Source organism: Bradyrhizobium sp. DN3 (assembly GCF_041357655.1).
In the GTDB taxonomy this organism is placed as follows: Bacteria; Pseudomonadota; Alphaproteobacteria; order Rhizobiales; family Xanthobacteraceae; genus Bradyrhizobium.
This window is the reverse complement of record NZ_JAULLN010000002.1, coordinates 290,320-313,066: the sequence shown is the minus strand read 5'-3', so window position 1 is coordinate 313,066 and position 22,747 is coordinate 290,320. Positions and strand designations below refer to the sequence as shown.

At 65.1% G+C, this 22,747-nt stretch carries 22 protein-coding genes; 15 read left to right on the top strand and 7 right to left on the bottom strand.

Going from position 1 to position 22,747, the window contains the following annotated elements; all coding sequences use genetic code 11:
• The 5 genes from AAE027_RS04875 (at position 1) to AAE027_RS04855 (ending at position 4,297) form a co-directional block, all read left to right on the top strand.
• Positions 1-717, top strand: a complete 717-nt coding sequence (locus AAE027_RS04875) for a hypothetical protein (protein WP_370985724.1) — start codon at positions 1-3, stop codon at positions 715-717.
• A 33-nt stretch (positions 718-750) separates the two neighbouring features.
• Positions 751-1,341, top strand: a complete 591-nt coding sequence (locus AAE027_RS04870) for a hypothetical protein (protein WP_370985723.1) — start codon at positions 751-753, stop codon at positions 1,339-1,341.
• 46 nt (positions 1,342-1,387) lie between these two features.
• Entirely contained in the window at positions 1,388-2,665 is a 1,278-nt protein-coding gene (locus AAE027_RS04865; RefSeq protein WP_370985722.1) for an MFS transporter, read from the top strand.
• Between the two features lie 25 nt (positions 2,666-2,690).
• Positions 2,691-3,941, top strand: coding sequence for an arsenic transporter (locus AAE027_RS04860; protein WP_370985720.1), 1,251 nt, complete (start codon positions 2,691-2,693; stop codon positions 3,939-3,941).
• A gap of 131 nt (positions 3,942-4,072) precedes the next feature.
• Positions 4,073-4,297, top strand: a complete 225-nt coding sequence (locus tag AAE027_RS04855) for a hypothetical protein (protein ID WP_164939115.1) — start codon at positions 4,073-4,075, stop codon at positions 4,295-4,297.
• Positions 4,298-4,366: 69 nt separating this feature from the next.
• Here AAE027_RS04855 and AAE027_RS04850 read toward each other — a convergent pair whose 3' ends face one another.
• Both AAE027_RS04850 and AAE027_RS04845 read right to left on the bottom strand, forming a co-directional pair.
• Positions 4,367-5,731, bottom strand: a complete 1,365-nt coding sequence (locus tag AAE027_RS04850; RefSeq protein ID WP_370985719.1) for an MFS transporter — start codon at positions 5,729-5,731, stop codon at positions 4,367-4,369.
• Between the two features lie 24 nt (positions 5,732-5,755).
• On the bottom strand, positions 5,756-6,523 hold the full coding sequence (locus tag AAE027_RS04845) for a GntR family transcriptional regulator (RefSeq protein WP_128941237.1): 768 nt from the start codon (positions 6,521-6,523) through the stop codon (positions 5,756-5,758).
• A 177-nt stretch (positions 6,524-6,700) separates the two neighbouring features.
• Here AAE027_RS04845 and AAE027_RS04840 point away from each other — a divergent pair, with 177 nt between their 5' ends.
• From AAE027_RS04840 to AAE027_RS04830, 3 genes are read left to right on the top strand one after another with little or no spacing between them, the layout of a single operon-like run.
• Positions 6,701-7,900 (top strand): mandelate racemase/muconate lactonizing enzyme family protein, encoded by a 1,200-nt coding sequence (locus AAE027_RS04840; RefSeq protein WP_370985718.1) that lies wholly within the window; start codon positions 6,701-6,703, stop codon positions 7,898-7,900.
• An 11-nt stretch (positions 7,901-7,911) separates the two neighbouring features.
• The gene (locus AAE027_RS04835; RefSeq protein WP_370985717.1) at positions 7,912-8,679 is read left to right on the top strand and encodes an SDR family oxidoreductase; all 768 of its coding nucleotides are present in this window, start codon (positions 7,912-7,914) and stop codon (positions 8,677-8,679) included.
• 27 nt (positions 8,680-8,706) lie between these two features.
• The gene (locus AAE027_RS04830) at positions 8,707-9,738 is read left to right on the top strand and encodes an L-idonate 5-dehydrogenase (protein WP_370985716.1); all 1,032 of its coding nucleotides are present in this window, start codon (positions 8,707-8,709) and stop codon (positions 9,736-9,738) included.
• 238 nt (positions 9,739-9,976) lie between these two features.
• Here AAE027_RS04830 and AAE027_RS04825 read toward each other — a convergent pair whose 3' ends face one another.
• On the bottom strand, positions 9,977-10,834 hold the full coding sequence (locus AAE027_RS04825; RefSeq protein WP_370985715.1) for a DUF3280 domain-containing protein: 858 nt from the start codon (positions 10,832-10,834) through the stop codon (positions 9,977-9,979).
• A gap of 194 nt (positions 10,835-11,028) precedes the next feature.
• Here AAE027_RS04825 and AAE027_RS04820 point away from each other — a divergent pair, with 194 nt between their 5' ends.
• The gene (locus AAE027_RS04820) at positions 11,029-12,411 is read left to right on the top strand and encodes a sensor histidine kinase (protein ID WP_370985714.1); all 1,383 of its coding nucleotides are present in this window, start codon (positions 11,029-11,031) and stop codon (positions 12,409-12,411) included.
• Positions 12,408-13,070 (top strand): response regulator, encoded by a 663-nt coding sequence (locus tag AAE027_RS04815; RefSeq protein ID WP_091889722.1) that lies wholly within the window; start codon positions 12,408-12,410, stop codon positions 13,068-13,070. Before AAE027_RS04820 ends, AAE027_RS04815 begins: the two co-directional genes overlap by 4 nt.
• 12 nt (positions 13,071-13,082) lie before the next feature.
• Here AAE027_RS04815 and AAE027_RS04810 read toward each other — a convergent pair whose 3' ends face one another.
• Positions 13,083-14,045 carry an MBL fold metallo-hydrolase gene (locus AAE027_RS04810; protein WP_370985713.1) on the bottom strand — a complete coding sequence of 321 codons (963 nt, stop codon included), beginning with the start codon at positions 14,043-14,045 and terminating at the stop codon, positions 13,083-13,085.
• A 42-nt stretch (positions 14,046-14,087) separates the two neighbouring features.
• Positions 14,088-15,071, bottom strand: a complete 984-nt coding sequence (locus AAE027_RS04805) for a VOC family protein (protein WP_370985712.1) — start codon at positions 15,069-15,071, stop codon at positions 14,088-14,090.
• 147 nt (positions 15,072-15,218) lie between these two features.
• Here AAE027_RS04805 and AAE027_RS04800 point away from each other — a divergent pair, with 147 nt between their 5' ends.
• On the top strand, positions 15,219-16,010 hold the full coding sequence (locus tag AAE027_RS04800) for a DNA-binding transcriptional regulator (RefSeq protein ID WP_370985710.1): 792 nt from the start codon (positions 15,219-15,221) through the stop codon (positions 16,008-16,010).
• Positions 16,011-16,326: 316 nt separating this feature from the next.
• Here the strand turns inward: AAE027_RS04800 and AAE027_RS04795 are convergent, their stop codons facing one another.
• Complete coding sequence (locus AAE027_RS04795; RefSeq protein ID WP_370985709.1) at positions 16,327-16,989, bottom strand: TetR/AcrR family transcriptional regulator; 663 nt, start codon at positions 16,987-16,989, stop codon at positions 16,327-16,329.
• 178 nt (positions 16,990-17,167) lie between these two features.
• Here AAE027_RS04795 and mhpA point away from each other — a divergent pair, with 178 nt between their 5' ends.
• The 3 genes from mhpA to AAE027_RS04780 are packed head-to-tail and all read left to right on the top strand — an operon-like array spanning position 17,168 to position 20,808.
• Positions 17,168-18,676, top strand: coding sequence for a bifunctional 3-(3-hydroxy-phenyl)propionate/3-hydroxycinnamic acid hydroxylase MhpA (gene mhpA / locus AAE027_RS04790; RefSeq protein ID WP_370985707.1), 1,509 nt, complete (start codon positions 17,168-17,170; stop codon positions 18,674-18,676).
• A 22-nt stretch (positions 18,677-18,698) separates the two neighbouring features.
• Entirely contained in the window at positions 18,699-19,556 is an 858-nt protein-coding gene (locus tag AAE027_RS04785; RefSeq protein ID WP_370985706.1) for a fumarylacetoacetate hydrolase family protein, read from the top strand.
• 40 nt (positions 19,557-19,596) lie between these two features.
• Positions 19,597-20,808 carry an ABC transporter substrate-binding protein gene (locus tag AAE027_RS04780; protein WP_370985705.1) on the top strand — a complete coding sequence of 404 codons (1,212 nt, stop codon included), beginning with the start codon at positions 19,597-19,599 and terminating at the stop codon, positions 20,806-20,808.
• 3 nt (positions 20,809-20,811) lie between these two features.
• Here the strand turns inward: AAE027_RS04780 and AAE027_RS04775 are convergent, their stop codons facing one another.
• Entirely contained in the window at positions 20,812-21,654 is an 843-nt protein-coding gene (locus AAE027_RS04775) for a hypothetical protein (RefSeq protein ID WP_165405791.1), read from the bottom strand.
• A 200-nt stretch (positions 21,655-21,854) separates the two neighbouring features.
• On the opposite strand from AAE027_RS04775, the gene AAE027_RS04770 reads away from it, so the two are divergent.
• The gene (locus tag AAE027_RS04770) at positions 21,855-22,736 is read left to right on the top strand and encodes an IclR family transcriptional regulator (RefSeq protein WP_370985704.1); all 882 of its coding nucleotides are present in this window, start codon (positions 21,855-21,857) and stop codon (positions 22,734-22,736) included.
• The last annotated feature ends 11 nt before the right edge of the window (positions 22,737-22,747 follow it).

Sequence of the window (22,747 nt, the reverse complement as noted above, 5' to 3'; positions counted from 1 at the left end):
ATGGAGATCACACGCATGCGCGTGCTGTTCTGCGCGCTGCTCGCAACGACCACGATCGGCGGCAGTGCGGCGGCCTATTCCCAGGCGATGGGGACGATATGGGATTCATCGCAGCTTCCGGAATGGCGCGGCACGGTCAAGCAGTACACGCTGACGCCGCGCGGGGATGTCGATGGCATCATTCTCACCGACGGCATCGAAGTGAAGCTGCCGCCGCATCTGTCGGCACAGACCGTGTTCGCGATCCGCCCCGGCGACCAGGTTTCGGTGCGCGGCTTGCGCGCCAGGGCATTACCGTTGGTCGATGCGGCCTCCATCACCAACGTCGTGACCGGCAAAAGCATTATCGACAATGGGCCGTCGGACCCGCGGCGAACAGGCGATCAGGTCGTAAGCGGCAGAATCTCGGTGCAGCTGCACGGCAAGCGCGGCGAGGTCAATGGTGCGCTGCTCGATGACGGCACGACCCTTCGCCTTCCGCCGCCCGAAGCCGAGCGCCTTCAGGACTTGCTGCGCCCCGGACAAACCGTGTCGGTGCGGGGCGACGTGCTCGACACCGCGCTTGGCAGGATCGTCGACGTGCGCGCCATCGGCGCTTCACCGGAGCAGATGACAGAGCTTCGTGGCCCCCGTCCGCCGGGGCCGAAGGACGGCCCTGACCGCCGCGGTCCGCCGCCGCCTCCCGGCATTGCTCCGCCCCCGCCGCCACGCGGCTGATCCCCTGGTTGCAACAGACAATAGGACAACACCATGCACTGGATCGATCCCGACAGCCTGCCGGAAGTTGCCGGCATCATCGAGCGCTTCGTGCTCAATCCGCACGGCGAGGTCGACGGCTTCGTCATGAGGGACGGGCACAACGCCATTCTGGTTCACACGCCGCCGCAGATGGATGGCGAGCTGACCCGCCACCTCAAGCCGGGCGACAAGGTCGGCGTGCACGGCGTGCGCCCGCGGGGCGCGAAGCTGCTGGCCGCAATCTCGGTCAGCACAGCTGGTGGACGAGAGATTGTCGATCAAGGTCCGGACCACGACCGCAAGCATCCGAAGGTGACGCGCGCAGCGATGTCGGCCGACGGCGTCGTTGCACTTTCGTTGTTCGGCCCGAAGGGCGAGCTGCGGGGCGCCCTGCTCTCCGACGGCACCGTCCTGCGCGTCGGCCCGAAGGAGGCCAAGCACGTCGCAGCTCTGCTTGCGCCCGGCGCGAAGGTGGCCGCCCGCGGCGATGGCCTTGAAACCAGGCTCGGCCGCGTGATCCAGGTGCGCGAGATTGGCTCCGGTCCCGAAAGGCTGAAGGCCGTGAAAACGCCAAAGCCCAGGGAAGGCGCTCGCGCGGCCTGAGGCGCCGCAGGCGCGAAAGAAAGCAGCTCACGCCCGGAGGCCATTCATGTCTGACAAGGATGACAGGGTGCACGCCGGCCGCGCGCTGGATGCGGCCAACTTCTTCCTCGCAGATGTCCGCGATGGGCTGGGGCCCTATCTCGCGGTCTATCTGCTCACCGAGCAGCGCTGGGATGAGGCGCGCATCGGCCTCGTGATGTCGATCGCGACGATCGCCGGCATCGCGGCGCAGACGCCGGCCGGCGCGCTGGTCGACGCCACGCGGGCGAAGCGGCTCGCGATGGTGGTTGCCGCCATTTTGGTGACGCTTGCCTCGCTATCGCTGCCGTTGTTTCCGACCTTCGGGCCGGTCGCGATCTCGCAGGGGATCGCCCAGGCGGCCGCTGGCATCTTCCCGCCCGCAATCGCCGCCGTCTCGCTTGGCATCTTCGGTCATGCCGCCTTCACCCGGCGGATCGGACGCAACGAGACCTTCAACCATGCCGGCAACGCTGTCGCGGCGGGTCTGGCAGGCGTCTTCGCCTATTGGTTCGGCCCGACCGTCGTGTTCTACCTGCTCGGCGCCATGGCGATTGCGAGCCTCGCCAGCATTGTCGCGATCCCCGAACGGGCCATCGACCACGATCTCGCTCGCGGTCTGCACGACAGCGACGCCAGCACGGAGCTCGAACAGCCCACGGGCCTCAGCGTGCTCCTGACCTGCCGCCCCCTGCTCGTCTTCGCAATTTGCGTGATCCTGTTTCACCTCTCCAACGCGGCCATGCTGCCGCTGGTCGGGCAGAAGCTCGCGCTGCAGGACAAGAACATCGGCACCAGCCTGATGTCGGCCTGCATCGTCGCCGCGCAAGTCGTGATGGTGCCGTTCGCAATGCTGGTAGGCGCCAAGGCCGACCGCTGGGGCCACAAGCGCTTCTTCCTCGCCGCGCTGCTGATCCTTCCGATCCGCGGCGTCCTCTATACTCTCTCGGACAATCCGTTCTGGCTGGTCGGCGTGCAGCTTCTGGACGGCGTCGGCGCCGGCATTTTCGGCGCAATCTTTCCCGTCATCGTCGCCGACCTCATGCGCAATACCGGCCGCTTCAACGTCGCGCAGGGCGCGGTCATCACCGCCCAGAGCATCGGCGCGGCGCTATCGACGACGCTTGCCGGCCTGGTCGCGGTCGGCGTCGGTTACAGCGCAGCGTTCATCTCGCTCGGCATCGTGGCGGCGATCGGGGCCGTGGTCTGCTTCTTCGCTCTACCGGAGACGCGGCAAGGCGCAGATGGCGATCTGTGCCTGCGGGGGAAGACAGCGGCGTCCGCATCAGCTATCGCTGCCGAATAGATCTGGTTCACCTTGAGGACTGACCGTGCCGTCTGACGCCATCTGGGCCTGGAGCACCATCGCCGCCGCGACCGCAGGCGTCATCATCCGGCCCTTTCGCCTGCCGGAGGCGATCTGGGCCCTGATCGGCGCCGTTGCACTGGTGCTGCTCGGCTTCCTGCCTTGGCAGGATGCGCTCACCGGTATCGAGAAGGGTGTCGACGTCTATCTCTTCCTGATCGGCATGATGCTGATCGCCGAACTCGCCCGCCTCGAAGGCCTGTTCGACTATCTGGCCGCCTTTGCGGTCGAGCATGCGCGCGGCTCTCCGCAGCGGTTGTTCCTGCTGATCTACCTCGTCGGCACGCTGGTGACGGTGCTGCTCTCCAACGACGCCACCGCGATCGTGCTGACGCCCGCCGTCTACGCCGCCACCCGCGCGGCCGGCGCCAAGCCGCTGCCTTATCTGTTCGTCTGCGCCTTCATCGCCAATGCCGCGAGCTTCGTGCTGCCGATCTCCAATCCGGCCAATCTCGTGGTGTTCGGCAAGCACATGCCGCATCTCGGAACGTGGCTGCGTCAGTTCGCGCTGCCGTCACTTGCCTCGATCGGATTCACCTATGTCGCCTTGCGCCTTGCGCTGCACCGCGAGCTGAAGGACGAAACGATCGAAAAGAGTGTCCCTCACCCGAAACTCGGTCGCGGCGGCCGTTTGACTGCCTATGGCATCGGCGCCATCGGCATCGTGCTGATCTGGGCCTCTGCGCTCGATCTGCAATTGGGCTTGCCGACATTCGTCTGCGGGACCGCGACGGCGGCCGCCGTGCTGCTGATCAACCGTCAATCGCCTATGCCTGTGCTGCGCGGCGTGTCCTGGAGCGTGCTGCCGCTGGTCGGCGGGCTCTTTGTCATGGTGGAAGCGCTGGTGAAGACCGGCGTGATCGCGCAGCTCAGCGGGCTGCTGCACCAAGCGGTGGCACAATCCGTCCCGCAGGCCGCCTGGAGCGTCGGCATTGCTACCGCGCTCGCCGACAACATCGCCAACAACCTTCCGGTCGGCCTTGTCGCCGGCTCGGTCGCCGCCAGCGATCATCTGCCCGTGCCTGTTGTCAGCGCCATCCTGATCGGCGTCGACCTCGGCCCCAATCTGTCGGTGACCGGCTCGCTCGCCACCATCCTCTGGCTGGTCGCGCTCCGGCGCGAGAAGATCGAGGTCGGCGCCTGGCTGTTCCTCAAGCTCGGCCTGCTGGTGACGCCACCCGCACTGATCGCGGCGTTGGCGGCGGCAATCTGGTAAGGGATACCGAACCCAGCTTTCGAAATCGAGTGCGAGCTATTTGCGGTGTATCAATGCCGGCGGCGACGCCGTGGCTAGAATTCCATTGTCGCGCAGATCAGATGGATATGGCGCGGCAAGGAAGGTTCATCATGCAGATTCGATCGAAAGCATTGCCGCAGAGTTCCTCCCTGCGTCGCCCGATTCGCGGCGACGAGAGCCGGGCCGAGACGGCCCATCCGCTGCTGGTCTTCTCCGCAGTGGTGTTGTTTACCCTGTTCGCCATCGTGGAAATCGACCTCCACTCCGCCCAGCTTCAGGCGATCGGCCTGCTCGGCCATGGAGTCGGGATCGACCCGGTCTTCTTGAGCCCGTAGCCGCCGGCGCGCGACATCCCGAAATAGGCCCCGATCGCGGCGATGACGCCGCGACCAGGTCGCGCTTCGTCAGTCGTTCTCGTAGCCGTAGACCTCCGGCAGGATGACGGTTGCAGCGAGCAATCCGATCACCGGGAAGATCGCCACGAACAGGGTGGCGTTGGCTTGTCCGATCGCCGCGAACAGCGTCGGGAACAGGAAGATCGCCAGGAAGGACGGCAGCTTCACGAACATGTAGGCGAAGCCGCTGGCTGTGCCGCGGTATCGCGGCCGCGCGACCATCGTCGGGATGGTCATGCAGTTCGACGCGTCCCAATAATGGCCCCAGAGCATGCCAGCCGCGGCGAACGGCAGCAGCATCTTGTTGTCCGTGTATAGCGCAAACGCAGCGACCAGCAGTGACACCAGCACGATGGAGAAGCCCGCGATCGCGATGCCGCGATGGCCGATCTTCGGCGTCAGCAGTGGCCCGACCCACCCCGACAGGGCTGCGAAGGCAAACAGCGCCATCGTCACCAGATTGTTGCCGAGGATCGACGACACGCCGACCATTGCAAACAGCACCGGCAGGTAGAACGCAAAGGTCGAGAATTCGCTCGCCTGCGCGAAACATGCGATCCAGCCATACAGCGTGGCACGCCAGCGGATCGGATCCTTCTTGAGATCGGCGAGGAACGCGCGGGTCGAGACCTTCGGCATCTCGACGTCCCGGTCCGGCAGCATGTCGAGATTGTCGTTGAACATCTCGCGCGCGACCTGCTTGGCCTCGCGGTAGCGTCCCTTCTGCACCAGCCACACCGCCGTCTCTGGCACGTCGTGGCGCATGATCAGGATGATCAGCGCCGGCACCGCGCCGAGGCCGAGCGTCACGCGCCACAGCATCTCGTGGTTCATGTCGGTCAAGAGGAAGATCACGATGACGCCGATGGTCATGACCTCGCCGACCGCGAACATGAACTGCCAGCGGTTGCCCATGACCTCGCGCTTACCCTTGGCCATGGATTCCATGATGTAGGTGTAGCCGGTCGAGATGTCCGAGCCGAGCGGAATGCCGAGCAGGAAGCGGATCACCACGAGCCAGGTAACGTTGGGCACGAAGGCCTGCGCCAGCGCCAGCACGATGAACATCACCATCGTCACCAGGAACATGACGCGGCGGCCGATCTTGTCGGACAGCCAGCCGCCGAGCAGCGCGCCGATCAGGGCTCCTCCTTGCGTGCCGGCCGCGGCAAGGCCCAGCATCAGCGGATCGGGATTGTATTGCTCCTTGATGAAGATCAGCACGAAGGCGATCGAATAGAGATCCCAGGCTTCGACCAGGATCGAGGCCATCATCAGCCAGCCGACCTTGTTGCCTTTGGGACTGTAGTTCGTGATGAGGTAGCGGACCGCGGCTTCGCTCGCGGTCGGATGTGGCATCGCCATCGTTGACATGCTTGGTCCTCTCTTCAAAACTCTCTACGTGCCGAGCAGCGGCTCGATGCTGCAATCGAGCAGGCGCGGATCGATGCCCGCCTCCATGCCGGTGAATATCGCGTCCATGTAGTCGATCAGTGCATCGCTCGCCTTCACGGCATCCTCGACGCGGCGATTGGCGACCGCAGCGAGAATGGCGAGATGGCAATCGATCGTGCCCGACAGTTCGGTCTGTCCCGGCATGAAACGATGGTGGATGAAGCCGATGCGGCGATACAGGGTGTGCAGGGGCCGCAGCGTGTGGGCGAGGAAAGGCTCGCCGGCGGCTTCCAGCACCAGCGCGTCGATGCGGCGATCGATGCTGTTGAATTCGTCGAGGGTCAGGCTGGCGCGACGCTCGCGCAGCAGGCGCTCGATGTGCAGCGCCTGATTGCGATGCGACAGGCTGGCGCGATCGGCCGCAAGGCGGATCACGAAGCGCTCCATGTCGCGGCGCAAGCCCAGCAGCATGCGCTCACGCGCCAGATCAATCGGCGCGATGTGCAGGCCGTGCCGCGGGCGAATGATGATGAGCGTGTCGGCCGAGAGACGATTGACGGCATGATGCACCGGCGTGCGGCCGAAGCCGGTGATCTGCTGCAATTCCAGCATGGTCATGAACTGGCCGGGCTTGAGCTCGCAGTGAACGAGGAGTTCTTCGATCTTCTGATAGGCCAGCTCGAAGAAGTTGAGGCGATTGCGCCGGGAGGGCCTGCCCTCGCCGTCATCGTCATTTCTCACCACCTCGAGCGCGCGCTTGCGCCGTGCCATGTCGTCCTCCCGTCAGCCCGCGCCCGCGTTGCGAAGCGGCGCCTTGTTTGTGATATCCTTAAAACATGTTGTGATATATTACAAGCGAGAGTAAGACTGGCACCGGCCCGCCGGCAATGGTGGCGCAGAAATGACAAACAAAACGGGCGCTATGGGCCCGACGGGAGGATTGTTGCCGTGAAGATCACGTCGATCGAGACCCTGCGCACCGAGGAGTTCTCCAATGTCATCTGGGTGCGCATCCACACCGATACGGGCATGATCGGGCTCGGCGAGACCTTCTACGGCGCGGGCGCGGTCGAAGCACAGATCCACGATACCTTTGCCGGCCGGCTGCTCGGCCGCAATCCCCTGCACATCGAAGCCATCCACCGCGACATGCTGAACCTGCCGATGGCGCAGTCATCCACCGGCGTCGAATATCGCGCAGCCTCCGCGATCGACATCGCGCTGTGGGACCTGTTCGGCAAGGTCTGCGGCCAGCCGGTGCACCAGATGCTCGGCGGTCTCTGCCGCGACAAGCAGCGCATCTACAACACCTGCGCCGGCACGCAATATGTCCGCTCGACCAATATCAGCCCGGTCGCCAACTGGAATCTCGGCGCCTCCAAGGGGCCTTACGAGGATCTCGACGGCTTCATGCATCGCGCCGATGCGCTCGCCGAAAGCCTTCTGGAAAGCGGCATCTCCGCGATGAAGATCTGGCCGTTCGATCCAGCGGCCCAGGAAAACAAGGGTCTCTACATCACCGCCGCCCAGATGAAGCAGGCGATCGAACCGTTCGAGAAGATCCGCAAAGCGGTCGGCGACAAGATGGAGATCATGGTCGAGCTCCACTCGCTGTGGAATCTGCCGACAGCCAAGCAGATCGCGCGCGCGCTCGAACCTTACAAGCCGACCTGGTACGAAGACCCGATCCGCATGAACTCGCCGCAGGCGCTGGCCGAATATGCGCGCTCGACCGACGTCTGGGTCTGCGCCAGCGAGACGCTCGGCTCGCGCTTCCCCTACAAGGACATGCTCGACCGCGATGCCATGCACGTGGTGATGGCGGATTTGTGCTGGACCGGCGGCCTCACCGAAGGTCGCAAGATCGCCGCGATGGCCGAGACCTATCACCGGCCCTTTGCACCGCATGACTGCATCGGCCCGATCGGCTTCGTCGCCGCCATCCACATGTCGTTCAGCCAGCCCAACACGCTGATCCAGGAATCGGTGCGCGCCTTCTACAAGGGCTGGTACAATGAGCTCGTCACCACCATGCCCACGATCAAGGACGGTTTTGTCTATCCGATGGAAGGCCCCGGCCTCGGCGTCGATCTTCTGCCCGCCGTATTCGACCGCTCCGATCTGATCGTACGCCGCTCCAACGTCTAAGGATTCCTAAGATGAGCACCGCCCTCTTCGACCTTTCCGGCCGCACCGCGCTGGTGACCGGCTCCTCCCGCGGCCTCGGCCGCGCCATTGCCGAAGGCATGGCCAACGCCGGCGCCAAAATCATCGTCAACGGCGTCGATCCCAAGCGTGTCGAGCAGGCCGTCGCCGAGTTTCGCGCCGCCGGTCACCAGGCTGAAGGCGCGGCGTTCAACGTCACCGACGAGCCCGCGATCGTCGCCGCGTTCAACGACTTCGACAAAAAGGGCCTCGCCGTCGACATCGTCGTCAACAATGCCGGCATCCAGCACCGCAAGCCGCTGGTCGAATTCACCACCGACGAATGGCGCAAGGTGATCGAGACCAACCTCACCAGCGCCTTCGTGATCGGCCGCGAGGCGGCCAAGCGCATGATCCCGCGCAAGCACGGCAAGATCATCAATATCGGCTCGCTCGGCAGCGAGCTCGCGCGCCCGACCATCGCGCCCTACACCGCCGCCAAGGGCGGCATCAAGAATCTAACCCGCTCGATGGCGGTGGAATGGGCCCAGCACGGCATTCAGGCCAACGCGATCGGCCCCGGCTACATGCTGACCGACATGAACGAGGCGCTGGTCAACAACACCGATTTCAACACTTGGCTGATGGGCCGCATCCCGTCGAAACGTTGGGGCAAGCCGGATGAGCTGGTCGGCGCGGCGATCTTCCTGGCCTCCGACGCTTCGACTTACGTCAATGGCCAGATCATCTATGTCGACGGCGGCATGATCGCCGCGATGTGATCCGCGAACCGCCGAAGGAACAAGCCCATGCGCGCCGTCGTCATCCACGCCCCGAAAGACCTGCGGATCGATAGCTATCCGGATGCGGAGCCCGGCCCGGGCGAGGTCCGCATCAAGATCGCCAATGGCGGCATCTGCGGCTCCGATCTGCACTACTACCATCACGGTGGCTTCGGCGTGGTCCGCATCCAGCAGCCGATGGCGCTCGGGCATGAGATCGCCGGCCTGGTCGCGTCCGTCGGTGACGGCGTCACCAGCGTCAAGCCGGGCTCGCGCGTCGCGGTCAATCCGAGCAAGCCGTGCGGCCAGTGCCTGCATTGCCAAGAAGGCATGCGCAACCAGTGCCTCGACATGCGCTTCCTCGGCAGCGCGATGCGCTTTCCCCATGTGCAAGGCGGCTTTCGCGAATTCATCACGGTCGATGCCACGCAGGCCGTGCCGATCGCCGACAAGCTGTCGCTGGCGGAAGCTGCAGTGGCCGAACCGCTCGCGGTGTGCCTGCACGCCGGCAAGCAGGCCGGCCCCCTGCTCGGCAAGCGCGCGCTGATCACCGGCTGCGGCCCGATCGGCGCGCTGATGATCCTGGTCGCGCGCTTCGGCGGTGCCGCCGAGATCGTGGTGACCGATGTCGCGGACGCGCCGCTCGCGGTCGCAAAGAAGCTCGGCGCCACCCACGCCATCAATGTCGCGACCAACGCCACAGCGCTCGATCCGTGGCGCGCCGGCAAGGGCGTGTTCGATACGCTGTTCGAAGCCTCGGGCAACCAGGCTGCACTCCGCACCGCGCTCGACGTGCTGCGGCCAGGCGCAACGCTGGTGCAGCTCGGCCTCGGCGGTGAGATGACACTGCCGATCAACAGCATCGTGGCCAAGGAACTGCAGCTCCGCGGCACCTTCCGCTTCGATCCCGAGTTCGAGCTCGCGGTGCGGCTGATGGGTGAAGGCCTGATCGACGTCAAGCCGCTGATCACGGCCACCATGCCGTTCGAGAACGCGGTCGCCGCCTTCGAGCTCGCCAGCGACCGCGCACAGTCGATGAAGGTGCAGCTGACGTTCTGAAGCGCGATGAGGCTTAAGTGAATCAAGGCGGGCCCCAGAGCTCAGATCACCTCTCCCGTAGGGAGAGGTCGGATCGCATCGTCAGATGCGATCCGGGTGAGGGGTTACAACCTCACTGAACGCTGCGGCCCCTCACCCGGATTGCTCTGGACGATGCTTCGCATCGCCAGGCGCAATCCGACCTCTCCCCGTTGGGGAGAGGTGAAGCAAGCACCGCCGATCGACTACAACGAGCGCGCTAGTGGCTCTCGATCAGTTGGTCGCTGACCAGCCGCACGGCGCCGCGCTTCCAGGAATAGTCCGCGCCGAGGCGCAAGCCGCTGTCACCGCGCGCTAGCACCGCGCCGGTCCTGGCATCGCGAACCTGGAAGCCGAGCGTGTATTCGGTGCGGCTGACACGCCGCACCACGCCGATCAGAGACTGATCCGCGCCGAGCCCTTGGGCGATCGCCGCCTCGCAGCCGCCGCAGTCGCGCAAGGCGCGCGCCTTCGCCGCCTCGCCGCCGACATCGACGATGCGATAGCGACCGGATTGGCCGAGCGCCTCTCGCACACCGCCGGTGACCTCGGCGAGGTACGACGCGTCCGACGCAGCTGACGCGCCGACCGAGGCTGCGGTCGTGTCCTCGAGCTCGAACTCGAACACCGCCAGCGCGACCGGCGCAGGTGTTGCGAGCGCAGCCATGACCTCGCGGGACACGAAGATCTCGGCGCGCTGCCATGATTCATCATTGTCGCCGCGGAAGGTGTAGAGCTTGTCCATCACGAGCTTCTTGGCGCCGACATCGATCACGGCGACCTTGGCCCATTGCACCAGCGTGCTGGTCTTCTGGATGCCGCCGATGACCTTGAGCGCCGCATCATCCTGGGCGGACGGCACCAGCCGATAGCGCCGGTCCGCGCCGATATCCCGTCTGAGCGCGGCCATGAACGCCGATAGCCGCCGCTCGTGGGCGGCGGTCTGGTTGGCCGGCTCAGCCGACGTATCGGTATAGCTGAAATCGTCCATGGCAACGCCAATGGCGGGCTCGGCATCGGCCCGCGAAGAAAGGACGAAGAGGAGAAAAGCGGACAGAATCAACCGGGAGCGGTGCATGAACGGGCCTCGTGGGATGGAGCGGCCCCGCAAATCTGGACGGGTCGCCTGAGACCATGCAGCCGTGGCTGTCCCGACGAGCGCCGGGAAAATTTCACGACGTTGCACTGCGGCAGAGCGGGAACGCTTCCCGCCGCTTGCGTTCTGCCGTTTAATGCGGGGGCGACAAACCCGTTCGCACCAGGTACCCGCCGATGTGGAATCGCCCGAGGTTCGATCTCAAGGTCCGTCTGACGTTGCGCGTGGCCGCCGTATCGGCCGCCTGCTTCGCCGCGATCTCCGCCTATTTCCTTGTTACCGCCGACAGCGCCGCGCATGCACGCATCGACGGTATTGCCGCCATCGTGGCGAAGACATTGGAGCTGCAACAGGGCAAGATCCAGTGGGTGGCCAGTCCGCGCTCCGACTTTCCGAACCTTGACCCGGTTTCGGCCCATGTGATGACGCCCGGCCTGTGTCTTGGATTCCGCAGCGCGAGCGGCGACATGCTTCAGCGTTTCTGTAGTGGCGCGCCTGCTCCGGCGAGCCCGCCGCCGCAAGCCTTCGCCGCCTTCTATCGCAGCCTGTTTGACCCCGGCCGCGAGGCGGCGCGGCCCGTGATCGTGCGCGGAACGAAGCTTGGCGAGACCGTGGTTTCGGTCGACCCGGCCGTGCAGACGGCAGAGGCCTGGCACGAGGCCGGCCGCCTGATGATCGCGCTTGCGATCGCGCTGCCGCTGCTCTGCGCGTTGGTCTATGCCGCACTCGCCCGCGCCCTGCGTCCCACCCGCATGATCGGCAACGGCCTCGAGCGGATTGCCGCTGGCGACCTCACCACACGGCTGCCGCCGTTCGACCTCGCCGAGCTCTCCGCCATCCGCGACGTCTTCAACCATCTCGCCGAAAGCCTCGACATCGCGCTCGCCGAGCGCAGCGAGCTGACGCGGAAGCTGATCGCGCTCCAGGACGAGGAGCGGCGCCATCTCGCGCGCGAGCTGCATGACGAGTTCGGCCAGTCGCTCGCCGCAATCCGCGCGCTTGCCGCGTCCGCCCGCCAGACTGCGGCGCAGGACTGCCCCGATTTGCTGGGAGAGTGCGACAGCATCGCCCGCACCGCGACCGGCATGATGGAGACGCTGCGCGGCGCACTTTTCCGGTTGCGGCCGCCCGATGTCGACGAGCTCGGCCTTGTCGCGAGCCTCGAAGGCTTGGTGTCGGGGTGGAACGGCCGCAGCCGCGGCCAGACCCGCTTCGATATCCGGTTCGAGGGCACCTTCGAGAGCGTGCCCGCCTTCGTCAGTGCCAATCTCTATCGCATCGTGCAGGAGGCGCTCACCAACGCGGCCAAGCACGCCGGCGCAACGAAGGTCAGCCTGCATCTGACGATGGCCGAAGGTGAGATCGCGCTCGCGATCGAGGACGACGGCCGGCCGAACGAGGCGGCCGTCAAATCGGGCATGGGCCTGCTCGGAATGCGCGAGCGCGTCGCCGCGCTTCGCGGCCGGCTGAGCTTTGAGACCGGTCCCCATGGCTCGGCATTGCGCGTGTTCATTCCGCTCGCGGCCGCCGAGCGGCAGGCGCTGGGGCACGCGGCATGAGCGCGGCTGACGCGACCATCTTGCTGGTCGACGACCATTCCGTCGTCCGCGAGGGCTATCGCTCCGTGCTCCAGAAGCAGCCGGGCTTGCGCGTCGTCGCCGAGGCGGCCGACGGTGCGGAAGCCTACCGGCTGTACAAATCCGAGGCGCCCGACCTCGTCATCATGGACCTCAGCATGCCCGGCATCGGCGGCATCGAGGCCGTCAGGCGGATCAGGCAATGGGACAAGGGCGCACGGATCCTGGTCTTTACCATGCACGAGAATGCCGGCTTTGCCGTGCAGGCGATCCGCGCCGGTGCGAGGGGTTACGTCACCAAGACCAATCCGCCCGAGACGCTGGTGCGCGCGGTGAAGGACGTGCTCGCCGGCAAGATCGCGATCAGCCCCGACATCGACCACGAACTTGCTCTCAGCCGTATCAGCGGCGAGAGTTCGGCCGCCGATGTGCTCACACCGCGCGAATTCGAGGTGCTGCGGCTGCTGCTCGCCGAGAACACGACGGAGGAGATCGCCGAGACGCTGCATGTCAGCCCGAAGACGGTGGCGAACCTGCATTCGCTGATCAAGGACAAGCTCGGCGTCGGCTCCGACATCGAGCTGGTCCGGCTGGCACTCCGCCAGGGACTCTTGACGGAGGTCGATCTCGGCGAGGCCTGAGCGCCCTACCCGTTACGGATCGAGTTTCGCGCCATCCGGCCCATAGGCTTCGACGCTGTCGCCGATCCTGAACGACATCATGTCACGGCCGACGAGCAACGGCCCCTTGTAAGCCGTGCGGGTGCGCAGGATCAGCGTCTCCTCCGGAATATCGGGCACCGGCTTTACTGTGCCGAACACGATATGGGAGTAGACGGCAAGCTTCGGCTTGGCCGAGGCAAAGATGCGGCCGGCCTCTTCGGGCGAGGTGTGGTGCGCTTGGATGTCTTTATAGACGGGATTCTTGAACAGCACCTCCGGCTCAATCACCGCGACCTCGTGGATCAGGAGGTCGGCGCCATCGGCCGCCGTCGCGATGCGCTCGTCATATTTCGTATCGCCCGACAGCACGATCTTGTGGCCACCGTATTCGACGACATAGCCGAACGATGGCTTGATCTTCTCGCCGTGATTGACCTCGATCGCGGTGACCTTGACGCCGTTGTTGTCGTAGATGACTCCGGCCTCGATGTCCTTTGCGGCAAATGTGACCGCCACGGGATCGAGGTGCTCGTCATCGATGCGAATGCGGATGTCGTCGGCGAATGCCTTTGTCAGGTTCTCCGTCATCGCGACGGTGCCCTTGGGCCCGTAGAGCTTCATCGGTCCTTTGCGGGACGCCCAGGGCGTGGCGAGCCAGCCGGTCAACCACATGTCGGGAAGGCCGACGAGGTGGTCGGAATGCAGATGGGTGATGAAGTTCGCGGAGACCGCGCCGAGCGGAATCTTCAGCTTGTAGAGCTGCATGGTCGAGCCGCGGCCGAGATCGAACAGCAGTTTTTCGTTCCCTGCCTCCACCAGCGTCGACGCGCTGAAACTGGTCGGTCGCGGCGTCGGCACGCCGGTGCCGAGCAGCGTGACCTTCATCGGTTCGGCCGGGGCAGAAATGCTGAGCGCCAGCAGCACAAGGCCAGCCCTCACGAGGGTCTTGATCATAGTTTGGTTTCCTTGGGTGTTAGATTGCTGCGTGGCCGCGGATCATTCGCGTGCGATCACCGAATCCAGCCACACGCAGTTGAGCGGCGGCACGCGCGGGTCGGCGACGCGCACGCCGCGCGCCGCCGCATCGAGTCGCATGTCGCGCAGCCGCTTGCGCTGCTCTTCCGGCATATGGAGCCGCTCGTGACCCCACAGCGACGGGCCGTCAAAGGTCTCGTGCGGCTGCCAGGTCTCGGGATCGATCACGCGCCCGCCCCAGCCATATTCGATGAAGAAGCCGGACGGGGTGTTCACATAAAACGAGGTCATGTGGTCGTTGGTGTGCCGTCCCAGCGTATAGGCGATGCGGCCGTCGTCCATCTGCGCGAGGTCATAGCCTTGCCCGACATCGTCGAGACTGCCGAGCTCGACCATGAAATGGTGCAGCGCGTTGCGCCCGGAGCCGACCATCGCAAAGGAGTGGTGGCGGCCGTTGACGTGGAAGAAATAGAGCCCGTAGGGCTTGAGGCCGAAGTCCGAGACATGGAAGCCGAGCACGTCGCGATAGAACGGCAACAGCGGCTCGACGTCCTCGACATTGAGCACGACGTGTCCCATGCCGAGCGCGCCGGTGCGGAAACCCGAGATCGGTCGGCCCGGCCTGAACGGTTCGGTCGCAAGCTCCGGCTTGTAGAACGCCTCCAACCGGTTGCCGGCGGGATCGGCGAACGTGATCAGCTCGGTGACATGACGTTCGTCAGCCAGTGCGCGCGACCCGCGGACGACCTTGACGCCCTGTCCTTCAAGCCTGCCAGCGAGCTGGTCCAGTTCGGCGGCCGAGTGAACTTCCCAGCCCATCACCGCAAGTCCGGCATCGCTGCTGCCATCGACGATCAGGCGCTGCTTGCGGTCGTCCATGCGGAAGGCGCGCATCTTGCCGCCGCGGTCGACCTGCTGCATGCCGAGCAGCCTGGTCGCCATCCGGCTCCACGAGTCGAGTTGGGATGAATTGATCCCGATATAGCCGAGCGCGGTGATTTCCATCGACGTCCTCCCGAAGGCATCGCATGTGCCGCAGTGCGGCAAACTTGATACCGGCCGCGCGCGATCCTACGGTGGAGTCCCGCAATCGCTTCGCGTTCGCAACGACGATAATCGCGAGACCGTGCGCCACAAGGGAGGAAATACGAAGTGTCCAAGGAGCGGACGCGGAACGGCCAGCCCCGTCAGTCGGAAGGCGTTCGTGCCTTCAAGCGCGGACTGGACGTGCTGCAGGAGGTCAACCGCTCCGGCGGCATCCGCGCCGGCGACGTTGCGCGCGCGCTCGACCTGCCCCGCCCCACCGTCTATCGCCTGCTCGAAACGCTGGAGGAACTCGGCTACGTCGCGCGCAGCGCCAGCGACGACCGTTTTCGTGTGACCCGGCGGGCGCTGAGCCTCGGCGACGGCTATGATCCCGGCGTGGTGATCTGCCAGGCGGCAGCGCCTTATCTCGCCGAACTCAGCAAGACGCTGGTCTGGCCGGTCGATCTCTCCACCTACGAGAACGCCGCGATGGTGGTGCAGGAAACGACCCATTCGCGCAGTCCCCTCTCGATCGACCGCGGCATGATCGGTAAGCGCCTGCCGATGCTGCGCACCTCAGCCGGCCGCGCCTATCTCGCCGCCTGCGCGTCGCGCGAACGTGATCTGATCGTCAGTCATCTCCGCCGCATCGACGAAGCCGACGACCGCCCGTTCCTCGATGAGTGTCGCTTCACCCGCATGATCGCGGAGACTGCAAAGCGCGGCTATGCCGTTCGCAACGAGGGCGAGTTCAAACCCAAGACCGCCTCGATTGCGGTGCCGATCGTCCGCGGCGACATCGTGTTCGGCTGCATCTCGATCATCTGGATCCGGTCAGCGCTTTCACTCGACGAAGCCATCGCAAGATTTGTTGCGCCCCTTCGCGAAGCGGCGGCGGCCATTCCGGTCGAATCCTAGCGCGGCCGGGATCCGACGTGCCTTTGCGGAGCCGAAGCCTCAGCGGATGCATCAAAGACGGCGCGGCATTGCGGGCTGAGCTGACCTCGCTGAGCAGCCATGCAATCCCTGATCTGGGCGCGGTCGGGAACATAGGCGGCGCAAAGCCGAAGGGCGTCCCCCATGCAAGCTTGCCGCTGGACGGCCTCGCTCGGTCCGGACTGGGCAAGGGCCGGCGTGATCGTTGCACTCAGCAAAGCAAGAACAAGACGAAATTGCATGGGGGACTCTCACTCTCAGGTTGGACATTTGGCGAGGCTGGCGATGTCATCCAGCGTCATTGCGGAAGATGAAGAAACGTCGCGATGGTCGTCTCGATCAGCAGATCGCGAGAGGCTACCGGGTCGATCTCGGGCGCAATCCGATTGAGCAGCATCGGAAAAGCAGGCGGCTGGTTCAGCGCAGCATTGAGAAGAGCAAAAAACAACGCCGGATGACGACTGCGAATGATACCTGCTTCAATGCCGGCGGAAAAAAGCTCACGAACCGTCGCATAGGCCGGATGTAGAAGTCGATCCGACACCAGCATGGCCCGCTCCGGCACTTCTGTGGCATGCCGGACAACGAAATCCCTGACGTCTGGATGCGCCGCATAGAAGGCGGCGATCTCACGGATCACCCCGCAAAGCCGTTCACCCAGCGAGCGCGTGGAATCACAAGCAATCTCCCGAACCCCGGCCATGGCAGGCAGTCCGATCGCCACGACTTGATCAAGGCAAGCCTCCCAGAGCGCGGCCTTGTTGCCGAAGTGAACGCGAACCAGGTTGGCACTGACATTGGCAGCCGCAGCGACGCTGCGCAGATCGGCGCCATCGAAACCGTGACGGGCAAAGGCACGTGTGGCAGCGCCCAAGAGCGCTTGGCGGCCATCCGGCATATCCCTGCTCCGCCGCCCCCGCGGGCGGGACAGCGCAGCGGTCTTCTTCCTGGTCTTCGCCATGCCTCACCCTCATATATGTTCAAATGTACATATACGTGATTGCCGCCTGTTGCAAGGGCCTATCCGCGCGCGGTTCACCCCAGTCGTTATGTCGGGACCTGAACGCGTGTGTCCGCTGGATGGACACTCGGCGCGGGGACGTTGAAGCGGTCACCCGCCAGAGGACAAAGATCGCCCCATGCAAAATAACTCCGCCCCCGAAGAGTTTGACGTCGTCATCGTCGGTCGTGGTCCGGTCGGCGCCACGCTCGCCAACCTCCTCGGCCTGTGCGGCCTGCGCACGCTGGTGCTGGAGCGCGAGGCACGAACTTATCATTTGCCGCGCGCGGTACATTTCGACGACGAATGCATGCGCGTGTTCCAGACCATCGGCCTTGCCGAGGCCATCCTGCCGCAAACCATCCTCAGCCCCGGGATGCTCTTCCTCGACGCCGATGGCCGCATGCTGCTGGACTGGTCGCGGCCGCAGACGCTCACCCCAATGGGCTGGAATCTGAGCTATCGCTTCCATCAGCCCGATCTGGAGGACGCGCTGATCGGCGGCCTCGCGCGATGGCCGCACGTGACCTTGCGCAATCGTTGCGATGTATTCGCACTGGACCAGGATCAGCATGGCGTGCGCATCCGCTACGAGGACCTCTCCAACGGGAGGCTCAGCGAGGTCCGCGCCGGCTACGTGATCGGCTGCGACGGCGCCCGCTCCTTGGTGCGACGCTTCATCGGCTCGGGGATGGACGACCTCGGCTTCCACGAGCGCTGGCTGGTGATCGACGTCCTGCTCAAGCGCGAGCGCGACGACCTCGGCGACTACAGCCTCCAGCATTGCGATCCCCGTCGGCCCGCAACTTACGTGCGCGGCACCGGCACGCGGCGGCGCTGGGAGATCACAGTTCTTCCGAACGAGGATTCTCACGAGATCGCGCAACCAGCCAAGGTCTGGGAGCTGCTGTCGCGCTGGATCACGCCGGATGATGCCGCGATCGAGCGCGCCGCGGTCTACACGTTTCATTCCGTCATCGCGCAACGATGGCGCAGCGCTCGACTGCTGCTCGCCGGCGATTCCGCGCACCAGACCCCACCCTTCCTGGGCCAGGGCATGTGCGCCGGAATCCGCGATGCTGCAAACCTTGCCTGGAAGCTCAGCGCGATCATCCGCGGCGGCGCTGCAGCTGATCTCCTCGACACCTATAAGAGCGAACGCCAGCCGCATGTGCGCGAGTTCATCGAGCTCGCCATTCGCCTCGGCGGGGTCATCAACACCAAGGCGATCGAAGCCGGCCTTGCCGCAGGCAAAGCGCGCGAGAATGCGCCGGTCAGGCTGGAGGTGAAGAAGCCCCTGCTCGGCCCCGGCTTTGCGCTCGACGACCTGCCTCTCGCCGGACATCTCGCGCCGCAATTCACCTTGAGCGACGGTGGCCGCAGTGACGACCAGGTCGGCTACAGCCATGTGCTCCTCGTCGCGAGCGCGGCCACGTTGTCGTCATCTCTCAATCCTTCACAGGCGGGGATCAAAATCCTGTCCAGCGACGATGCCGAGGACATCGGACCATGGCTTCGCGAGCACGGCATCACGGCCGCGCTCGTTCGGCCCGACCGTTATGTGCGCGGCACCGCCCGCAACGATGCCGAGCTCAACCGACTTGTCGCCGCCATCACGCCTCCACCCCACGTGCCATCCGCGGCCTGACCGAACTCTTCAAGGACACCTCATGAAGCTGCTTTCATTCTTCGCCAACGGTTGCGCCTCCTTCGGCGCCGTCAAGGACGGCGGCGTCGTCGATCTCGGTGCGCGCATGGCCGGCGACGGCTGCACCACGCTGCGCCGGCTGCTGGAAAAGGGCCATCTCGCCGAGGCCGCGAATCTCGCCGGCTCCGCTACGCCGGATCATGCGCTCGATAAGATCAGCTTCGCACCCGTCATCCCCGATCCCGGCAAGATCATCTGCGTCGGCCTGAACTATCGTGACCACGTCGCCGAGACCGGCCGCACCGTCACCGAGAAGCCGGCACTATTCGTCCGATTTCCCTGCAGCCAGGTCGGCCATCTCCAGCCCATTGTGAAGCCGAAGGTCAGCGACGATTTCGACTATGAAGGTGAGCTCGCGCTCGTCATCGGCAAAAAAGGCCGCCACATCCGGGCGAGCAGCGCGCTCGACCATATCGCGGGCTATTCCTGCTACAACGAAGGCAGCGTGCGCGACTGGCAGCGCCACACCAGCCAGTTCCTTTCTGGCAAGACCTTTGCCGAGAGCGGCAGTTTTGGGCCTTGGCTGGTGACTGCGGACGAGATCCCCGATCCGTCAAAGCTCTCCTTGCAGACGCGGCTGAACGGTAATGTCGTGCAGGACACCACCACCGATCTTCTGATCACCGCCATCCCCGAGCTGATCGCCTACATCTCGACGATCTGCCCACTCGTGCCCGGCGACGTCATCGTCACGGGCACGCCCGGTGGCGTCGGCGCCAAGCGCACGCCGCCACTGTGGATGCGCCCCGGCGACACCGTCGAGGTCGAGATCTCCGGCATCGGAATCTTGCGCAACACGGTCATCGCCGAACCGGCCTGACCGCCAGCACCATCGATCAACGATAAAATCAGGAAACGCCATGACCACAATCCGCACGACGTCCACCGCCATCCTGCTGTCCGCGCTGGCGCTTGCAGGCGCCACCGCGCACGCCGAGATCAAAGGCGATGCGATCCGCATCGGCGTCCTCACCGACATGAACGGCGTCTTCGCAACCGCCATGGGTCCCGGCTCGGTCGAGGCGGCACGGATGGCCGCGGAGGAGTTCGGTGGCAAGATCAACGGCAAACCGATCGAGATCTTGCAGGCCGATCACCAGAACAAGCCGGACCTCGCCGCCTCTCTCGCGCGAAAGTGGTTCAGCGACGGCGTGCAGGCGATCGCCGACGGTGGCAGCTCCGGCGCCGCACTCGCAGTGCAGGAGCTGGTGCGCGGCAACGGCAAGATCTTTCTCGTCTCCGGCGCCGGCGCCAACCAGCTGACCGATGAAGCCTGCGCGCCGACCAGCGTGCAATGGACCCAGGACGCCTATTCCACGGCGACCGCGGTCGTCTCCGGTATCATGCAGACCAGCAAGGAGCCGTGGTTCTTCATCACCGGCGACTACGCTTTTGGCCATTCGATCGAGGCAACCGCGCGCGAGCGCATTGCTGCGCTTGGCGGCAAGGTCGCCGGCAGCGTCAAGGCGCAGCTCGGCACGCCCGACTACAGCTCGTTCCTGCTACAGGCGCAGTCGTCGGGCGCAAAGATTCTCGCGATCAACGTCGCCGGCGACAACGCCACCGCGATCAAGCAGGCCGAGGAATTCGGGCTCGCCAGCCAAGGCATGAAAATCGTGCCGATGTCGTTTCAGAACGTCGACATCGAGGCGGTCGGGCTGAAGGCCACACGCGGCGATCTCATCGTCACCTCCTTCTTCGAGGACGTCTCGCCCGCCGCCCGGAAGTTCTCCGATGCGTTCTATGCGCGCAGGAAAGCAATGCCCTCGCAGATCCAGGCCGGCGTCTATTCTGCCGTACGCCACTATCTGCAAGCCGTGAAAGATACCGGCTCGGACCACAGCGCCGCCGTGATGGCCAAGATGAAGGCGACGCCGGTGTCGGATGCCTACACCCCCAACGGCCGTATCCGCGAGGACCAGCGCATGGTGCACGATCTCTATCTGGTGCAGGTCAAGACGCCGGAGGAATCCAGGGGTCCCTGGGATTTCGTCAAGGTGGTGGCAACGATCCCGCCAGACCAGGCCTTCCGTCCGCTCGACCGCAGCAAGTGCGGCCTGGTCGGCAAGTAACCGTCAGGCGAGATAGCGCGTGAGATAGCCTTCCATGGCGTAGAGCGCGCAAAGCGCGAGGCTCGACCACACCGCGGCGCTGAAATACAGGAACATCCAGGTCAGCTCGCCCTTCCAGTGCGCGATGTCGTGGGTCACGACCCAGCGCGTCGCGACGTCGTGCAGGCCTTCGAGGAAGCCCAAGAACCTGCCGCCCTCGGCGTGCCCTGCCCGCCAGCGGCTGAGATACATCGGCACGTCGACGGTGACGAGGAAGGCGAGGAAGCAGGCGATGCCGACGATTCCCGCGATCAGCGCCCAGCGCACCGGCCCCTGGAATTCCGGCATCAGCCGGCACAGCGCAATGCCGGCGAGGAAGAAGGTCACCGCCCACAGCGAGTTCTCGATCGCATTGTAGAGGAAGTTGGTGGTCACCACTGCGTACCAGGAGAAGCACTCCGCGATGATGATGATCGGCACGATCACGAGCGCGATGTTCACCGCGGTCTCCGCACCGGTCATGTTCCCGAGCTGGTGCAGGATGATCGCCCATTGCGCGGCAAAGCAGACTTCGGCCACGGTCGCGACCGTACGGCCGACGAACACGCTCGACAGCCAGGTATCGAACAGGCAGATGCGCTGCACATCGGCGCGCGGCAGCACCGAGCGGAAGGCGCAGCCGAACACATAGGCCGCGCACAGCAGGAACATCAGGCCGATATCCGAGCCGCCACTGACGCTGCCCGCAACGGTCGGATAGAACTCGCGGTACAGCATGAACCAGACGAGGATGTTGGCAGCGCTGACCAGCGTCAGGGACCCCCACCACCACGCGAGGGGATTTGACCGTGCCTGCCACTGCAACATGAATCGCTCCGCTGTAATCGACCTGACATGTGTTCGTAATAATCTTGTCACGAGACACCAGGGAATCACGACAAAAATCTGTGTGCGGGGTCGCTTTCCGCGCATCTTCGGCCTGGGTCAGGGCGTCCGCATAGTGGACGATACCCGCACATTCTCTAAATTTATTGGACAACAGGCCTCTTCGGGTTCATGAAACCCGAATGGCCCGAGCCGTCTCCAAACCGTCCCTCGCCTCCTCGACCGCCGCCGCGGTGCTGGCTTCGAGCACCGATGACGCCGCGTTCGCGACGACACTCGCGAAAGGCCTCGTGGTGCTCGAGGCCTTCAAGGCCGGGACGACGCTGCTCGGCAACATGGAGCTGTCGACGCTGACCGGGATTCCGCGGCCGACGGTGGCGCGGTTGACGCACACGCTGGCCGAACTCGGCTATCTCCGCTACGACGCCGAGCGCGCGAAATATCGCGTCGGTGCGCGGGCGCTGCGCATGGTGCATCCGCTGCTCGCCGACATGCAATTTCGCCAGGTGGCGCGGCCCATGATGCAGGAGCTCGCGCAGAGTGTCCGCGGCACGGTGTCGATCGGCCTGCTCGATGCGACCTCGATGATCTATGTCGAGACCGCGCGCTCCGGCGACGTCGGCCCGCACGTCCCCGACATCGGCATGCCCATTCCCGTCGTGATGACCGCGATGGGCCGCGCCGCGGCGGCAACCTTGCCGCCGGCGGATGCGGACCGGCTCGAACGGCAGATCGCAGCCGAAGACGCCGCGCTGTGGTCCGCCTTCCGCGACAAATACCGGGCCGGAATCGCGCAATGCGCAAGCCGCGGCTTCTGCACCTGCTGGGGCGAGTACATCGCCTCGATCCACGCGGTCGCCGCGCCGCTGTTTCACGCGCGCGAAGCGAAGCAGTCGTTCTCGATCAATTGCGGCATCCCCGCGTTCCGGCTCCAACCGGGCCAGCTGGAGGGCGAGATCGGACCACGCATCACCGCGCTCGCCGACAGCATCCGCGCCATCGTCAAGGCGGCGGAGCCGGCAACCGAGACACGCAAGCAAAACAAGAAGGGCGCCAGGACATGAACAAGCAAGCT

What these genes read in the sequence shown, in the direction of transcription:
- AAE027_RS04855 (WP_164939115.1), top strand. Translation starts at nt 4,073, where the DNA reads ATGCAGATTCGATCGAAAGCATTGCCGCAGAGTTCCTCCCTGCGTCGC.
- AAE027_RS04865 (WP_370985722.1), top strand. Translation starts at nt 1,388, where the DNA reads ATGTCTGACAAGGATGACAGGGTGCACGCCGGCCGCGCGCTGGATGCG.
- AAE027_RS04815 (WP_091889722.1), top strand. Translation starts at nt 12,408, where the DNA reads ATGAGCGCGGCTGACGCGACCATCTTGCTGGTCGACGACCATTCCGTC.
- AAE027_RS04785 (WP_370985706.1), top strand. Translation starts at nt 18,699, where the DNA reads ATGAAGCTGCTTTCATTCTTCGCCAACGGTTGCGCCTCCTTCGGCGCC.
- AAE027_RS04830 (WP_370985716.1), top strand. Translation starts at nt 8,707, where the DNA reads ATGCGCGCCGTCGTCATCCACGCCCCGAAAGACCTGCGGATCGATAGC.
- AAE027_RS04875 (WP_370985724.1), top strand. Translation starts at nt 1, where the DNA reads ATGGAGATCACACGCATGCGCGTGCTGTTCTGCGCGCTGCTCGCAACG.
- AAE027_RS04775 (WP_165405791.1), bottom strand. Translation starts at nt 21,654, where the DNA reads ATGTTGCAGTGGCAGGCACGGTCAAATCCCCTCGCGTGGTGGTGGGGG.
- AAE027_RS04810 (WP_370985713.1), bottom strand. Translation starts at nt 14,045, where the DNA reads ATGATCAAGACCCTCGTGAGGGCTGGCCTTGTGCTGCTGGCGCTCAGC.
- AAE027_RS04870 (WP_370985723.1), top strand. Translation starts at nt 751, where the DNA reads ATGCACTGGATCGATCCCGACAGCCTGCCGGAAGTTGCCGGCATCATC.
- AAE027_RS04780 (WP_370985705.1), top strand. Translation starts at nt 19,597, where the DNA reads ATGACCACAATCCGCACGACGTCCACCGCCATCCTGCTGTCCGCGCTG.
- AAE027_RS04770 (WP_370985704.1), top strand. Translation starts at nt 21,855, where the DNA reads ATGGCCCGAGCCGTCTCCAAACCGTCCCTCGCCTCCTCGACCGCCGCC.
- AAE027_RS04825 (WP_370985715.1), bottom strand. Translation starts at nt 10,834, where the DNA reads ATGCACCGCTCCCGGTTGATTCTGTCCGCTTTTCTCCTCTTCGTCCTT.
- AAE027_RS04850 (WP_370985719.1), bottom strand. Translation starts at nt 5,731, where the DNA reads ATGTCAACGATGGCGATGCCACATCCGACCGCGAGCGAAGCCGCGGTC.
- AAE027_RS04820 (WP_370985714.1), top strand. Translation starts at nt 11,029, where the DNA reads ATGTGGAATCGCCCGAGGTTCGATCTCAAGGTCCGTCTGACGTTGCGC.
- AAE027_RS04805 (WP_370985712.1), bottom strand. Translation starts at nt 15,071, where the DNA reads ATGGAAATCACCGCGCTCGGCTATATCGGGATCAATTCATCCCAACTC.
- AAE027_RS04795 (WP_370985709.1), bottom strand. Translation starts at nt 16,989, where the DNA reads ATGGCGAAGACCAGGAAGAAGACCGCTGCGCTGTCCCGCCCGCGGGGG.
- mhpA (WP_370985707.1), top strand. Translation starts at nt 17,168, where the DNA reads ATGCAAAATAACTCCGCCCCCGAAGAGTTTGACGTCGTCATCGTCGGT.
- AAE027_RS04845 (WP_128941237.1), bottom strand. Translation starts at nt 6,523, where the DNA reads ATGGCACGGCGCAAGCGCGCGCTCGAGGTGGTGAGAAATGACGATGAC.
- AAE027_RS04835 (WP_370985717.1), top strand. Translation starts at nt 7,912, where the DNA reads ATGAGCACCGCCCTCTTCGACCTTTCCGGCCGCACCGCGCTGGTGACC.